This window comes from Myxococcus sp. CA051A, assembly GCF_013336705.1.
Classification (GTDB): domain Bacteria; phylum Myxococcota; class Myxococcia; order Myxococcales; family Myxococcaceae; genus Myxococcus; species Myxococcus llanfairpwllgwyngyllgogerychwyrndrobwllllantysiliogogogochensis.
The window spans coordinates 1,161,063-1,176,142 of sequence record NZ_JABUMS010000002.1 but is presented as its reverse complement, the minus strand read 5'-3'; the positions used below and the strand labels follow the sequence as shown (position 1 = coordinate 1,176,142).

Genomic DNA, 15,080 nt, shown 5'->3' with positions numbered 1-15,080 from the left:
ACCAACGGCCTGGAGCGACTCCATGGCGAAGTCAAGCGCCGCATCCGCTCCGTGGGCGCCTTCCCGGACCGCGCCAGCGCACTGCGCCTCATCACCGCCGTCGCCCTCGAAGTCTCTGGCATCTGGGATGACCGCCGCTACCTCGACATGGCCCTGCTGACTTCAAACCCAGACACCGCTGAATGAATCCGCCAAGGAGCCTTCCTCCCCCGTTCCCCCTCCGAACCAACTACACACGATTCGGGACTTGACCCGCAGCGCGTGGGCGGCGAGACACTCGTGATGAGCCGGCAGTACGACGACTACGGCCGAATGAGACGCCTCACCTATCCCGTGGCGATCAATGGCGCGCTCTTCTCGATCAACCGCTCGTATTCGGACCGAGGGGACCTCTCGAGCATCTACCCGAGCAACTCCATCACCAATTATTGGCGGGCTTACGAGCAGGACAGCATGGGCCGGCTCAAGACAGCCCATTATGGCAATGGTGTCGCACGCCTCTTTCGCTACGACACCCAGGGCCGTCTGCGCTTCACGGAGGCCAGGCGCGGAGGCACCAACATCCAGCGGCTCGCCTACGAGTATACCGAGAACGACAATCTCTCGGCGCGTCACGACCTCGAACTCGGTGTCACCCAGAAGTACACCTACGACGCGCTCGACCGCCTCGAGCGCTGGAAGGTTCAGCAGAACTGCCAGAACCTCGACGTCCAATTCCAGTACGACAAGCTTGGCAACATGCTCAGCCGCGCTCCCGTCGCTGGCTCGGAGCCCTCCGCCACGCTCGACTACACATCAGGCACCACGGGTGGCCCTCACGCTGTCAAACAAGCCCAGCTCGGCGCCGAGTCCTTCACCTACGAGTACGACCATCGCGGCAACCAGATTGCTTCGCGAAATGCCCAGGGAGCCCTGGTTCGCGCGGCGCAGTACACCTCCTTCAACCTCCCCGAGAGTGTTACCTCGCCGAGTGGCACCGTCCTCTTCGACTACGACGCCTCGGGCACCCGCGTCCGCAAGCGTTCCGCGGACGGCCAGGAGGAGACCGTCTATCTCGGTGGCCTCTACCAGCGTCGCAAGAAGGGACTGACCACCACCCACGTCCTCAACATCCCCAGCCCCGAGGGCGTCATCGCCGAGGTCTCCTGGGATGAGGGCTCCACCACGGAGTCCACGCGCTACTTCCTCAATGACCCGCAGGGCAGCCCCGACACCGTCACCGACGCCTCGGGCACCGTGCTTGAGCGCATCAAGTACGAGCCCTTTGGGGCCAGGAGGCAGGCGAGCAATCTGGCTCAGTCCGTCACCGCAGGCCACTCTGGCGCGCGTCGAGGATTCACAGGGCATGAGCATGACGACGAGCTGGGCCTCATCAACATGCGTGGGCGTGTCTATGACCCACGGCTGATGAAGTTCCTCAGCGTGGACCCGGTCATCGCCCAGCCGGGCTCGGCGCAGGCGCATAACGCCTACTCCTACGTGCTGAACAATCCCACGCGCTACACGGACCCGAGTGGATTCTCACCTTATGTGGGAGGACTGGTGAGCCGATGGGACGGCGGATGGACGGGGGCACCCCAGTCAAACCAAAGCATGATGATGAGCGCGCTGGACCGGCACATGTCCGCGACAGGGCCGTCCCTGTACCTGCCCAGCATCGACCTCAAGGTTCCAAGCGTCGAGACACTCGACGATGCGAAGGCCCAGCCCGATGCGCGCCACACGAACGACATCGGGCAGAGCGCGGGCTCGTCCAAGTCAGCCCTGACGTCCCTGCTGACCGAGGCCTCCGAGGCCGTGAACGAAAGCTCGGAGATGATCCCCTGTGGACCACATCTGGGATGCCACGCGAGCAAGGCTATCGTCCGTTCGCAGTTCGACAGCATGCTCAATGCATCTGTGGCATACGACCGCTACTCGCCAGTTAGCAAGCTCGCGGCAGGCAGCCTTGCCCTCAACGAGTTCATCCCGTTTGTGACAGCCGGAGAGAGCGTCCTGGAGGCCAAGTCGGCGTGCGGGAGTGGCGCTGTCGGCGGCTGCCTCATCGGGACTGGGAAGGCGGCCTTCTACACGCTCGCCTCTGGAGCCAGCGTCCTGTCCGTCATCGAAACTGGAGCAGCTGTATCCGCCCTCAAGACCACGGTAAAAAGTGCTACTGGATCCGTGTCAAAGGTGCTCAAGACCGCAAAGGCAAGAGGCATCAGCAAGAGCGGCGGCGTTTTTTCCATGGAGGTAAACGCTGCTGGTGGAGAGGTCTGGACCTCCGCCGGTGGAATCAGCCAGAATGATTTTGCGACGTACGTGAATAGCGGCCTTTTCAAGGGGGAGGTAAACATTCTCACTGGAGCACATGGCACGCCCGAGGGTCATCTGATTCCGGATATCACCTTGTTTGAGGCAGATATCGCTCGTTTTGGCAGCTACCCCGGCGTGAGCATCCACGACATATCCCAAATGACTCCCACTCAAATTATAGACGTGCTCAAAAGCCCAACAACCATCATTGGGGGATTCTGCAATAGCGGCGCCTGCTTGGCTCCTTTCAAATAGGCAAGTCATGACCGAGAAAAACATGAAGGAGTACCGAGCGATGATCTGGCTCAAGGACCCCACTCAACCCGGCCAGCGGGTTACCGTATTGGCGACCAGTCTGGACGACGCAAGGAGACGTCTCGAGAAAGAGCATGGAGAGGGCACCGTCTTCGACTTGCATAATGAAGAGGATGCGAACAAGCCTCGGTAGAAAACATAGGAGGAAAGCAAGCTTGCAGTAGATGAACTCGCGAACTCCACGCACTGCGTCCCCCCTTCCGCAAAGGGGGCGCAGCCTGCGGATTCCAGACGAGGGTTGTGCCCGACACCAGCTTGCCATCACCTCACACCGTCACCAGCACCGAAGTACACGCCCGGCACCGCCGGGCCTCCAACGGAATCGTCTCACGGCACTCCGGGCACACCTTCGTCGTGGCCGGCGCGGGCTCCCCCTTCTTCCCGCGCTTCGCCCATGCCTGCCCCACCTTCGCCACCACGATGAACAGCACCGACGCGATGATGAGGAAGTCGAGCACCGCGCCCAGCAGGTGCCCCAGCCGCAGGTTCAGGGGCGTCGCCGTCGCATTGCGCCAGTCACCTCCAGGCAGCACCGCGCCGACCACTGGCATCACCAGGTCCGCCACCACCGCGGTCACAATGGCGGAGAACGCGTTCCCCATCACCACCGCCACCGCCAGGTCCACCACGTTGCCCTTCAGGGCGAACTGCTTGAACTCCGAGAGCAGGGACACGGGTACGCGCCTCCGTCACCGGATGGCCTGCTCCCTGAATGCCTTGGCACCAGCCGGAGGGCCCCGGAAACCCACGCACCCTACCCGCCCCACCCCGCACCCTCGGCTCGCCCGACAGGGCCGATTGTCACGTGGTGGTCGAAGTCGACTCGGACACGGGCGCCGGCATCACCGTGCCCCCGTACTGCGTCGCCGCCAACGTGCCGCACGCCGCCCCAATCTCCTTGCCCCCTGAATACCGCCGCGCCACCGGCGCCTTCAGGATCTGCAAGTAATCACGGAACGCGCTCAGCTCCTCCGCCGTGGGCGGCTCGTACTTCCCCGTCGGGTCCGTCACGTCGATGAGGTCCACCTTGATGGGAATCCCCTCGAAGGCCACCTTCAACGCCTCCGCGTCCTCCCGCTCCAGGTTGAACCCGCGAATCGCCACATAGGCAATCATCGCCCGCTCGCGCCGCACCTGGCTGTACTCGCGAATCGCCTCAATCAACTCCGGCAACGGATGCGTCTTCTCAATCGGAAGCACCTTCATCCGCTTCTCCGGAATCGCGCTCGTCACCGAGAAGGCCAGCCGGTACGGATGCCCCTCCCGCGTGTAGCGCCGAATCGCCGGCACATGCCCCGCCGTGGAGAAGGTGATGGACTGCCCCGAAATCGAGAAGCCCGCCGGATTCGACAGGATGCCCGCCGCTCGCAACGTCTCCTTGTAGTTGAGCAGCGGCTCCCCCATCCCCATGAACACCACACCCCGCACCGGCCGGTCCGCCTCCGCCCTCACCTGAAGCACCTGGTCCAGAATCTCCCAGGTCTGGAGGTTCCGTTTGAAACCCAACTTCCCCGTCATGCAGAAGTCGCACGCCAGCGCGCAGCCCACCTGGCTGGACACGCAGACGACGTACTTCTCATCGAAGATGGGAATCCGGACGGCCTCAATCCGCCCGCCCAGGGGCGAGTCGAAGAGGTACTTCACGAAGCCGTCATCCGCCCGGCGCCGCTCCACCACCTGGAGGCTGGGCATCTCGGCGTGGGCCTTCAGATGGTCGGACACCCGCCGGGGCACCTGCGGCGAGCGCGCCACTTCCTCCACCGAGCCGAGCCCGTGGGCGAAGACGGCGGCGAACACCTTGCGGACCGCGGTGGGGGACGGGGAGAAGGGCGCGAGCGCCTCCGCCAGCTCCGGCAGCGACAGTTGCTTCAGGTTCACGAGGCGGACTTGATTTTGGTGCGAAGGAACTCCGTCAGCTTGGAGCTGACCTCCTTCGGCATCCTCGCCGCCAGCGCGCGCTTGCACAGACTGGGCGTCGCCCGGTACGTGTTCAAGAACTCCTCACAGGGCGAGCACCCCGACAGGTGCTCCTGAAGGTGGCGCGACTCCTCGGGCGACATCTCGCCCTCGAGGTATTCCAGCAGGAGGTTGATTGAGTCTTTACAGGTGTACATCCGAACCTCGGCTGGCTGCGGCACGCCCTCGTCCTCGCTTCGGAAGATGCGGAGCCCCCCAGTTGCGTTTCACGGCCCGCGATTGTCCCGGTTGTAGAAGGCGTCAATGGCCTCCCGGAGCGCGAGACGAGCCCGGTGCAGGCGGCTCTTGATGGCGGGAATGGAATCCCCCGTCACCTCTGCAATCTGTTCGTAACTGAGGCCGTCCACGTCTTTCAAGAGGAAGACCTCACGATACCCCTCAGGCAGCCTGTCCGCCGCTTGTCGGATGGCATGCCCCAGCTCGGCGTCCAGCGCCTTCTCCTCGGCGTCCCGGCTCCAGTCGGACACCGGGTAGTCCGCGAGCGTACCCCGGGGGGTGAATTCCGGCCCCTGGAGCTCCGCCTCGGCGGCCTGCGTCACCCGGCGGTGGCGCAGGCGCATCAGCGCATGGTTGGCCGCTATCCGGTGCACCCACGAGCCGAAGGCCGCATCCCCGCGAAAATCCTTGAGATGTTGGTAGGCCGACAGGAAGGTGTCCTGGGTGATTTCGGCGGCGTCCGCCTCCGAGCGGGTCATCCGCAGGGCGAGACCGTACACCTTGTCCTGGTGGGACTCCACCAGGGCCTCGAAGGCGGACATGTCCCCATCCTGCGCGCGGGCGAGGAGCTGGCGATCATCTTCCGTGGCGACCTCGTCAGGCATGGCGGGGCGCACCCAACCAGCCGGAAGCGCCTTCGTCAAGGCCGGTTACGAGCCCTCGTCGCCGGCCGCTTGCTGACGTGTTGACTGTCCCGGACCCAGAGCCGGAAGGGCTCCTGGGCCCACGCCCCCGCGTAGTCCACGCCGATGCGCGGCCCGCGCTCCACCCGCGCCTCGGCCACGTCCACCCCCGGCAGCAGGTGCAGCCCGGGGGAGGCCAGGTCCATCCGGTTGTGCGTCAAGGTCAACCCCAGGGCCTTGCACAGCTTGCCGGGCCCGTCCGTGCGCGCCCCGACCTCCAGGCCCTCCACCGGCTCCACCGCGCGCACCAGCACCGCCGCCCCCACCCCGGGCGCGTCCGTGACGACGTTGAAGCAGTGGTGCATGCCGTAGATGAGGTACATGTACGCCCGCCCCGGGGGCCCGAACATCACCTCCGTGCGCGGGGTGAGCCCCTTGGCCGCGTGACAGGCCAGGTCGTGTTCACCGATGTACGCCTCCGTCTCCACGATGCGCCCCACCCGACGAAGTCCGGTGGCGTCTCGCACCACGAGGAGGGTCCCGAGCAGCTCCCGCGCCACCACCAGGGCCGGCCGCGCATAGAAGGAAGGGGGCAAGACAGTCACGCTCACCCCAGGATTGTACCGGCCAACAGACGGGTGCGCCGGGGAAGGTGAATCCGTCCTCCAGCGAAAACCCGCCGCGCATTTCCTGTCACGGGACCAGTTCACTCCGGGGCAGGGGTGGTGCAGATTGCGCCGCACCATGTCCACCCCCGGCCGGCTCTCCGGTCTCCTGCTTCCGCTGTTCTCACTCCGCGCCCCGACGGATTTCGGCATCGGCGACTTCGGCGCGCTGGATGGCCTGTTCTCCTGGATGAAGGTCGCGCGCCAGCGTCTCCTGATGCTGCTGCCGCTGCTGCCCACCGCGCCCGGAGACTCCAGCCCCTACGCCACCCGCTCGGCCTTCGGACTCAACCCGCTCTTCATCGACCTGCACGCCCTTCCGGAGTTCATCACCTCCGGCGGCGAGGGCGCGTTCTCCGAGGAGCAGCGCCGGCAGCTGGCCGAGGCCCGCTCCGCGCCCCGCGTCCGCTACGACCTGGTCTTCCCCCTCAAGGACGCCGCCTTCGCGCGCGCCTTCGACACCTTCGAGGAGCAGCACCAGTCCCGCCAGTCCGAGCGCGCCCGCGCCTTCCACCAGTGGCGCGAGGCCCAGGCGGACTGGCTGGAGACCTACGCCCTCTTCACCGCCATCAGCGAGCAGGAGCAGCGCCGCGCGTGGTGGGAGTGGCCGGAGGGCCTGCGCACGCGCCAGCCCGAGGCCCTGCGCGCGAAGGCCACCGAGCTGGAGCGCCGGGTGCGCTACCACGCCTGGCTCCAGTGGGTGGCCGAGCAGCAGTGGGACGCGGCGCGCGCCAGGGCCAAGGCCCAGGACGTGCTCCTGTGCGGCGACGAGCCCTTCATCATCGGCCAGGACAGCGCGGACTGCTGGGCCAACCCCACCATCCTCCGTCGCGACGCGCGGCTGGGCGTACCGCCGGACGACTTCTCCGCCACCGGCCAGGACTGGGGCCTGCCCTACTTCGACTTCGTCGCCATGCAGAAGGACGACTACGCCTGGCTGAAGGCGCGCGCGAAGAAGGCGGCCAGCTACTACGACTTGCGCCGCGTGGACCACGCGGTGGGCTACTTCCGTCAGTGGATTCGCGACGAGAAGACGCCCACCGGACGCTTCACGCCGCCGGACGAGGAGAGCCACAAGCGGCTGGGCCGCAAGCACTTCGAGCTGCTCTCGGAGGGCGCGGGCATCGTCGCCGAGGACCTGGGCGTGATTCCTCCCTTCGTCCGCCACATCCTCGCGGAGCTGAAGCTGCCCGGCTACCGGGTGATGCGCTGGGAGCGAGACGACAGCGTCTACCGCGACCCGCACCAGTTTCCCCCCGTGTCCCTCGTCACGACAGGCACCCATGACACCGACACGATGGCCGAGTGGTGGGAGGGCGCCCGCGACGACGAGCGACAGGCCGCGGCACGCGCCTGGCCGGAGCTCAAGGGCGTGACGGTGACGCGCGAGTTCACCCCGGAGGTACACCGGGGCCTGCTGGCCTCGGCGCTCAACGCGAGCAGTGACTTGTGCGTGCTGCCCTGGCAGGACGTGCTCGGCACCCGGGACCGCATCAACCTGCCGGGCTCCATGAGCGACTCGAACTGGGCGTACCGCATCACCCAGGACGTGGGCGCGCTGATGTCGGATTCGACCACGCGGGAAGCGGCCGAGAAGCTGGCCTGGCTCACCGCGTCCGCCCGGCGCTGAACGCCGGACTCCGCTCGCCCGGGGCTGTCCTCCCGGGCGTGGCTCCACTCAACTCGCGCCGCTTACTTGATGCACTTCACCTGACCGGGGAAGCCATCGAAGATGGCGCAGCGGCGGTTGGTGTTGGCGCACTCCAGCCGTTCGCACACGTCCTCGGTGATGCAGATGGGCGGCGAGCGACCGAATTCCAGGAAGACCTCTGCGCAGAACTCGTTGAGCTGGTCGCAGCCGAACGAGCCGCAGTACTCGGCGTCGGCGAGGCTCTCGCCCTCCTTCACGCGCACGACCTCGTCGTCATCCACGCCGCAGGCGGTGGCGAGCGCCGACACCACGCAGAACACCAAGACTCTGATTCGCCGGGACAGGAGCATGGCCCCCAATCTGGCGCACCTTGGCGCGGCTTGCACGTCTCCGTGTGTATCCAGCAAGGACCAGCCGACAGGAACCGCCGACGAGACGTTGGAATGCGACAAAGGGATGGGGGCGTCCGACAGGAGACGCGTCAGGCGCTTGCCTTCCGGGTATGAACAGTCCGTGGCCGTTGACCTGCTCCGACTCCTTCGCCTCGCCACTGTCGCCGCGCTCCTGAGCGTCGCGGCGTGCGCCACCACGTCCACCCCGCCCCCGGGGCCCAAGGTCTCCCGGCTGGAAATCGAGGGCACGAAGCAGGTGAAACAGGGGGACATCAAGGACCGCATCCTCACCTCGGAGACCCCGTGGTGGGCGTTCTGGCCCTTCGGCAGCCCTCACTACTTCGACCCCAATGCGTGGCAGGCGGACCTGCGCCGCATCGAGCGCTACTACCAGGCCCAGGGCTTCTACCAGGCGGAGGTGGTGGACAGCGCGGTGAAGCCCAAGGGCAAGAACGAGGTGGAGCTGCAGGTGCAGGTGAGCGAGGGCGAGCCCACGCGCATCAGCGAAATCCAGGTGGAGGGCCTCCAGACACTGCCGGAGGAGCACCGCAAGGAACACCACGAGCGGGTGAAGTCCGAGCTGCCCCTCAAGGAGGGCGACATCTTCCGCGAGGCGCCCTGGGAGGAGGCCAAGGCCCGGGTCCAGGAGCAGCTGCGCGAGCTGGGGTACGCGGAAGCCGAGGTGTCGGGCGAGGTGCAGGTGGACGTGGACACCCGGAAGGCCCGGGTGCGGTTGGACGTGAAGCCGGGGCTGCGCTACCGCTTCGGCAACACGTTCGTCGCGACAGACGCCAATCCCCAGGTGCCGCCGCGCCGCATCATCGAGCAGGTGCAGGGCTCGCTGAAGAAGGGGGACTGGTACAGCGAGACGGCGCTGGCGGAGGCCCAGGCCCGCGTGTTCCGCATGGGCGTGTTCGGCGCGGTGAAGGTGAACCGCGGGGCGCCAGACCGGGAGTCAGCCACGGTGCCCGTCGTGGTGGACGTGCGCGAGGCGCCATTCCGCTCGGTGCGACTGGGCGGCGGCATCGGCGTGGACGCGGCCCGCCAGGAAGCGCGCGTGCTGGGGGAATGGACCAACCGCAACTTCCTGGGCGGTCTGCGCCGCGTCACCGTGCGAGGCCGCGCCGGCTACGCGTTCATCCCCCACGTCCTGTCGCCGTCGAAGCAGGGCCCCGTCTTCGAGATAACGGGAGAGTACGAGCAGCCGCGGTTCCTCTTCCGGGATTTGCGCCAGCAGACGTCCCTGACGCTGGAGAAGGGCCTGGAGCAGGCCTACGACTTCTATGGCGGCAGGTTGCAGACGGGCGTCATCTGGCAGCCGCACCGCAACTTCTCCGTCTTCCCCTCCTACAACCTCCAAATCTATCGGCTGTCGGGTCGGGTGAGCGCGGACTCGCGCGTGCCGCCCGTCGTGCTGGGCTGCGGCGAGGACACCATCCAGTGTGACGTGGCGCTGAGCTTCCTGGAGGTGGCCTTCGCGTGGGACCGGCGGGATGACCCGGTGGAGCCTCGGGATGGCTACTACCTGAGCCTGTCCGTGCAGAAGGGCGGCAGCATCTTCTTCGGCGACTTCAACTACATCCGCCTGCTGCCGGACCTGCGCTTCTACCACTCGTTCGACGAGGACAAGCGCGTGGTGCTGGCGGCGAAGCTGCGGATGGGCACGCTCAACCCCGCGGGTGGCTCACAGAGCTCCATCGTCACGCGCTTCTTCTCCGGTGGCGCCACCTCCATGCGCGGCTTCAACGGCCAGCGCCTGTCGCCCCTGGCGGCGCTGGCCAAGGAGGAGGACACCAACGGGGACGGGGTGCCGGAGACGACGCAGACGGAGGAGTGGGAGACGGTGCCGGTGGGAGGCAACAGCCTCTTCGAGACGACGGTGGAGCTGCGCTACCAGATTTCCACCAGCATCGTGCTCGCGGCCTTCTGGGACACGGGGCTGGTGGGCGTGGAGGGCTTCGACTCGCGCGACTCGCCGCGACTGTTCGGTCCCGACCACTACCACGCGGTGGGCGTGGGCCTGCGCTACCTCACGGTGGTGGGGCCGGTGCGCCTGGACATCGCGCGCCGACTGAATCTGGGCCAGGGATTGCCCGTCGCCACCCCGGGGTACATCTATCCGACGTCTGGAGGCTGCTTCGGCATTGGCAGCAAGTGGAAGCCCGACGGCCCCACGTCTCGCGGGGCCACCTTCGCGGGAGCGCCTGACGGTCAGTGCGCGCTGCACCTGTCGATTGGAGAGGCGTTTTGAGAGGGCGACGCTGGGCACGACGACTGCTGTGGGGCCTGCTCGGCGTCGTGTGCCTGGGAGTGGTCGCCGTGCTGGGCGTGCTCCTCTGGGCGACGTCGTCTCCGGGTGAGGGCTGGCTCATCCGCAAGGGCCTCCATCTGGCCAATGAGCAGTTCTCCGGGCGGCTGGAAGTCGGCGGGCTGGACCTGGCACCACCGGGCGCCGTCCTCACGGGCGTGAAGCTGTATGACCCGGAGGGTGAGCTGGTGGCGGAAATCGCGCGCGTCGAGGCGCGCGTGCGCCTGGGCGGCCTCATCCACCAGCAGGTGGACCTCACGGACGTGCGCGTGGAGAAGCCGCGCCTCTATCTGGCCCAGGACGAGCGCGGGTTGAACCTCGCCCGGGCCATCGCGCCTCGCGTGCCCAAGCCCGAGGAGCCGCCCTCTCCGCGCGGCAAGCTGCGGGTGGAGCTGCACGAGTTGGAGCTCGAGGACGGCTACGTCGACTTCAGGCAGGAGCTGGAAGAAGGCGGCGAGCGACACGTGCGCCTGGAAGACTTCGACGCGAAGGCGTCCGGCCACTACGCGGCGGCGACGCAGGGCTTCGGCGCGACGCTGGAGTCCACCGGCGCGCTCGCGTTGCCCACCAAGGGGCCCCTGCGGCTGGCCTTGAAGGGCGGCGGCGAGGAGGGCGCGCTGAACGCCGACGTGGACCTGGACCTCGCGGGGCTGCTGTTGGACGCGAGCGCCACGGCGCGACTTCCTCCCGAGACTCCGCCCGGCCAACCCCCGGGCACCCTGAAGGCGGACGTGGACGTGCGGCGCCTCACCGTGCCGCCGGAGCTGACGCGCGGCGTGCTGCCCACCTGGCCGCTGCTGGTGCCGGTGAACCTGGCGGGCAAGGCGGGCATCGACGGCGACCTGACGCAGGTGGACCTCCAGGGGACGGCCGCGGACGCGAAGCTGGACGTGAAGGGCGACCTGGACCTGGAGCGGATGCGCTCCACCGGCGTCTCCGTGAAGGCGCGCGACGTGGACCTGTCCGCGCTGGTGAAGGAAGGGCCGAAGACGAGCCTCTCCGCGGACCTGACCGCGAAGGGCGGCGGCACCAGCCTGGAGACCCTCGACGGCGAGGTGGACCTCACCGTGTCGCCCTCGCGCTTCCGGGGTCAGCCGCTGGGGCCCGTGGAGCTGCATGCCCGCGCGAAGGACGGCCGTTACACGCTGTCGCGCCTGCTGGTGCTGGTGCCGGGCGCGTCGCTCCAGGCCAAGGGCGAAGGCACCACCGGGGCGATTCGCGTGGACGGCGGCCTGACGGCGGGCAACCTCGCAATGCTGTCCGACGCGCTGACCCGGCTGCTGCCTGGCACCGTGCCTCCGCTGTCTGGCAGCGGCACGCTGGAGTTCCGCGTGGAAGGGCCCGTGCGCGCTCCGGGCGTCGTCGCCCACGGCAACTTCACCTCGCTCTCCTATGGGGACTTCGCGGTGAGGAACCTCACGCTCCAGGCCGAGGTGCCGGACATCACCCGCCCCCTCACCACGGACGCCACGCTGGTGATGGGTGAGCTGCGCTCGGGCGAGCGCTCCTTCCAGGACGTGTCCGCCACCATCACCACGCACGAGCGTCACCTGGAGGTCAGCGTGAAGGCCCTGGGGGGCGCGACGCTCGGCCTGGCGCTGAACGGGCTGGTGGACGAGGACAACCAGGGCCTGGAAGTCCAGGCGCTGGTGCTCTCGTGGCCGGAGGCCACCTGGAAGCTCCAGGCCCCCACGCACGTGGGCTTCGGCGGCGGACGCATGGAGGTGGAGCCCGCGCTGAAGCTCGCGTCGGGGGCGCAGTCGCTGGCGGTGCGCGGCTCGCTCGCCAACGAGCAAGTGACGGCGCGCGTGGACCTGGAGGCGGTGGACCTCACGCTGCTACCCCGTATCGTCATCCCGGAGTCGCTGGGCCTGGGCGGCACGGTGTCGGGCTTCGTCACCGCGAAGGGCAGGTTGCCCCGGCCGGACGCGGAGACGAAGCTGCGCTGGCAGGACGGACGGGTGAGCGGCTACGAGAACCTCCAGGTGGCGCTCGATGGGCGCTACGTGAAGGACCGCGCCACGGGCACGCTGTCGGCGGGGTTGCCGGTGGCGAAGGTCGTCGCGGACTTCGACGTGCCAGTGCAGGGCGTGCTGAAGCGGCGCAAGGACGCGCTCTCCCTCAAGGTCGACCTGGACGACCTGGACCTCGCCGGGGTGATGAAGCTCCTCGGACGCACGGAGCCGGTGAGCGGCATGGTGGCCGGAGAGCTGCGCATCGACGGCACCGCGCGCGAGCCCCGGCTGGACTTCGTGCTGCGCGGCCAGAAGCTGAACTACGCCGCGCCGCCTCCGGGCTTCGCGCTGAAGCAGCCGCTGGACTTCGAGCTGCGCGCGGCATCGGACCGCGAGGACGCCACCCTGGATGCACGCCTGGACGTGCGGGGGCTGGGAACCCAGACGTACGTGGTGCTGCACACGCCCTTCACCCTGGGCGGGATGCTGGCGCGTCCCCCCAAGGCGGACGACCTCCTCTCGGCCTCGGTGGACCTGGAGGCCCGCGTCGCGGACCTGTCCCTGGCGCAGTTCGAGGGCGTCAATGGTCTGCAGAAGCCCGCGGGCACTGTGTCCGCGCAGCTCTTCCTCTCCGGCTCCGCGCTGGTGCCGCAGGCCCGTCTGAGCGTGAAGGCCGTGGGCCTCACCGCGTACGGCCTGCCTCCGGTGAACGGACAGCTCGGCGTGGTGGGCGATGACCAGGACGTGAAGGTGACGCTGGCGGCGCAGCGGGACGAGGGGCCGCTGGCGCAGCTCGACGTGACGCTGGACGCTCCGTTGGGCGCGCTCCAGGACCAGGAGGTCTACGGACACATTCCCTTCCAGCTCAAGGGCCGCCTGGGGCCGGTGGCCCTCCAGCACCTGCCCGGCGTGGCGAAGGCCCGCGCGACAGGCGCCGCCGCGCAGAAGGCGAGCGCCGCGTCCAAGGGCATCCAGGGCGAGCTGTCAGTGGAGCTGGCCGCGCGCGGCACGCTGGACACGCCTCGAATGGAGCTCACCGCCGGCGTGCAGAAGCTGGGCATGGGCGAGCTGGCCTTGGGACAGGCGCGCCTGCACTACGGCTACCAGAACGCGCGCTCCGCCTTCGACGTGCTCCTCACCGCGCCGGCGGGCGGCACCTTGATGGTGGAAGGAGGCGTGGAGCTGGACGTGTCCCTGCCCGCGATTCAGCGCGGCCTCGACACCTCCCGCGCGCCGCTGGACGTGACGCTCAAGGCGCGCGACTTCGATCCCTCCTTCCTTTCCGGCGCGGTGGAGATGCTGCGCAGCGTGGGCGGGCTGATTCAGGCGGACGCGAAGCTGGCGGGCACTCCCGCCGTGCCCACGTTCCAGGGTTCGCTTTCATGGAAGGACGGCAAGCTCGGGCTGATGGGCCTGGGCGAGTACCGCGAAATCCAGCTCGCGCTGGAAGCCAGTCGCGAGGCGCTGGCCATCAACACGCTGTCCGCCAAGGCCGGAGGCGGCACGCTGTGGCTCGACGCGCCGCTGACGGCCACGCGCACCCAGAATGGCGAGTACGAGCTGAACAGCCCCGCGGGGAAGCCCTACCCGCTGATGGCTCGCGACTTCCCCATCGTCTTCGACGACCAGCTCATCGCCGTGCTGAGCATGCGCGCGAAGGTGGAGGGCACGCTGTCCGAGCGGCTCGTCAACCTGCGCAACGTCTCCATCCCCGAGGCCACCATCGAGCTGCCGGAAGTCAAACGCAAGGACCTCCAGGACCTGGAGCGTCCCAGTGACGTGGTGCTGGTGCGCAACGGCACGCCCATTGAGCGGCGCAAGCGCAGGCAACAGCAGCAGCCCTCACCGGGCGCGCCCGAGACGAACCAGCAGCCCTCCACCGAGCCTCCTCCCGTGGCCGACTCCGCGGAGGACCTGGAGTCGGGCGAGACGCCACCCGGGCGCGCGTACTGGGTGAACGTGAATGCGCCGCGCAACATCTGGGTGAAGGGCTCTGACGTCAACGTGGAGCTGGGGCTGTCGGAGGACTTCCGCGTCGAATACACCGACGTGGCGCGCCTCTTCGGACAGGTGCGCGTGCTGCGCGGACGGGTGGACGTGCTGGGCCGGCGCTTCGACGTGCAGCGCGACAGCATCGTGAGCTTCACCGGGCCGCCCACCGTCCCGTACATCAACGTCACCGCCGAGCACCGCAACGACAGCGCCAACATCACGGTGTTCGTCACCATTCGAGGCCAGGGCCGGGACATCACCCTGAAGCCCACCAGCGAGCCGCCGCTGCCCGAGTCCGAAATCTACACGCTGCTCGCCACCGGCCGCCGCACGCTGGAGCGCGGCTCCGGCGCGTCGATGACGGCCAGCGCCCAGGCCGCTTCCGTGGTGGGCTCGCTCGTCGCCAACGAGGCGCGCAAGGCCCTGGCCGCGAAGCTGCCGCTGGACGTGATTTCGATTGAAGCCGGCGGCGCGGGCATCGCCGGCACCAAGCTGGAGGTGGGCACCTACGTCACCGACAAAATCTACGTCGGCTACACCGGACGCGTGGGCGCCAACATCCAGCAGGGAGAGAACTCCAACGCGGTCCGGTTCGAATACCAGTTCGGACCGCGCTGGAGTCTGGAGGGCCAGTACGGCGATGCGCGCTCGGGTGGCCTGGACCTCATCTGGACCAACGAGTACTGACGCC

General features: G+C 68.1%; 11 protein-coding genes. 5 read left to right on the top strand and 6 right to left on the bottom strand.

All coding sequences use genetic code 11. The annotated features are described in order from the left end of the window. Together HUA74_RS10045 and HUA74_RS10040 are read left to right on the top strand one after the other, a co-directional pair. Positions 1–186 (top strand): transposase (locus HUA74_RS10045; RefSeq protein WP_174454324.1); only part of this gene is annotated, 186 nt, incomplete at its 5' end. A 96-nt stretch (positions 187–282) separates the two neighbouring features. Beyond that, on the top strand, positions 283–2,550 hold the full coding sequence (locus HUA74_RS10040) for an RHS repeat domain-containing protein (protein WP_174454323.1): 2,268 nt from the start codon (positions 283–285) through the stop codon (positions 2,548–2,550). Between the two features lie 326 nt (positions 2,551–2,876). Here HUA74_RS10040 and mscL read toward each other — a convergent pair whose 3' ends face one another. The 5 genes from mscL to HUA74_RS10015 all read right to left on the bottom strand — a co-directional run bounded on the left by mscL (position 2,877) and on the right by HUA74_RS10015 (position 6,031). Further along, positions 2,877–3,284 (bottom strand): large conductance mechanosensitive channel protein MscL, encoded by a 408-nt coding sequence (gene mscL / locus HUA74_RS10035; RefSeq protein WP_174454322.1) that lies wholly within the window; start codon positions 3,282–3,284, stop codon positions 2,877–2,879. Between the two features lie 127 nt (positions 3,285–3,411). Beyond that, entirely contained in the window at positions 3,412–4,488 is a 1,077-nt protein-coding gene (locus HUA74_RS10030) for a radical SAM protein (protein WP_174454321.1), read from the bottom strand. Then, a complete protein-coding gene (locus HUA74_RS10025) occupies positions 4,485–4,724 on the bottom strand; it encodes an anti-sigma factor (RefSeq protein ID WP_141640579.1) in 240 nt (79 codons plus the stop codon). Before HUA74_RS10025 ends, HUA74_RS10030 begins: the two co-directional genes overlap by 4 nt. A 69-nt stretch (positions 4,725–4,793) precedes the next feature. Then, the gene (locus tag HUA74_RS10020; protein WP_141640553.1) at positions 4,794–5,408 is read right to left on the bottom strand and encodes an RNA polymerase sigma factor; all 615 of its coding nucleotides are present in this window, start codon (positions 5,406–5,408) and stop codon (positions 4,794–4,796) included. Between the two features lie 35 nt (positions 5,409–5,443). After that, on the bottom strand, positions 5,444–6,031 hold the full coding sequence (locus HUA74_RS10015; protein ID WP_174454320.1) for a DNA-3-methyladenine glycosylase: 588 nt from the start codon (positions 6,029–6,031) through the stop codon (positions 5,444–5,446). Positions 6,032–6,170: 139 nt separating this feature from the next. On the opposite strand from HUA74_RS10015, the gene HUA74_RS10010 reads away from it, so the two are divergent. Further along, positions 6,171–7,721, top strand: a complete 1,551-nt coding sequence (locus HUA74_RS10010) for a 4-alpha-glucanotransferase (protein ID WP_141640551.1) — start codon at positions 6,171–6,173, stop codon at positions 7,719–7,721. A 62-nt stretch (positions 7,722–7,783) separates the two neighbouring features. On the opposite strand, the gene HUA74_RS10005 is transcribed toward HUA74_RS10010, so the two are convergent. Further along, positions 7,784–8,062, bottom strand: a complete 279-nt coding sequence (locus tag HUA74_RS10005) for a hypothetical protein (RefSeq protein WP_371746123.1) — start codon at positions 8,060–8,062, stop codon at positions 7,784–7,786. A 193-nt stretch (positions 8,063–8,255) separates the two neighbouring features. Here HUA74_RS10005 and HUA74_RS10000 point away from each other — a divergent pair, with 193 nt between their 5' ends. Both HUA74_RS10000 and HUA74_RS09995 read left to right on the top strand, forming a co-directional pair. Continuing rightward, positions 8,256–10,385 carry an outer membrane protein assembly factor gene (locus tag HUA74_RS10000; protein WP_371817218.1) on the top strand — a complete coding sequence of 710 codons (2,130 nt, stop codon included), beginning with the start codon at positions 8,256–8,258 and terminating at the stop codon, positions 10,383–10,385. Continuing rightward, on the top strand, positions 10,382–15,076 hold the full coding sequence (locus tag HUA74_RS09995; protein ID WP_174454318.1) for a translocation/assembly module TamB domain-containing protein: 4,695 nt from the start codon (positions 10,382–10,384) through the stop codon (positions 15,074–15,076). The genes HUA74_RS10000 and HUA74_RS09995 overlap by 4 nt, the downstream gene beginning before the upstream one ends. The last annotated feature ends 4 nt before the right edge of the window (positions 15,077–15,080 follow it).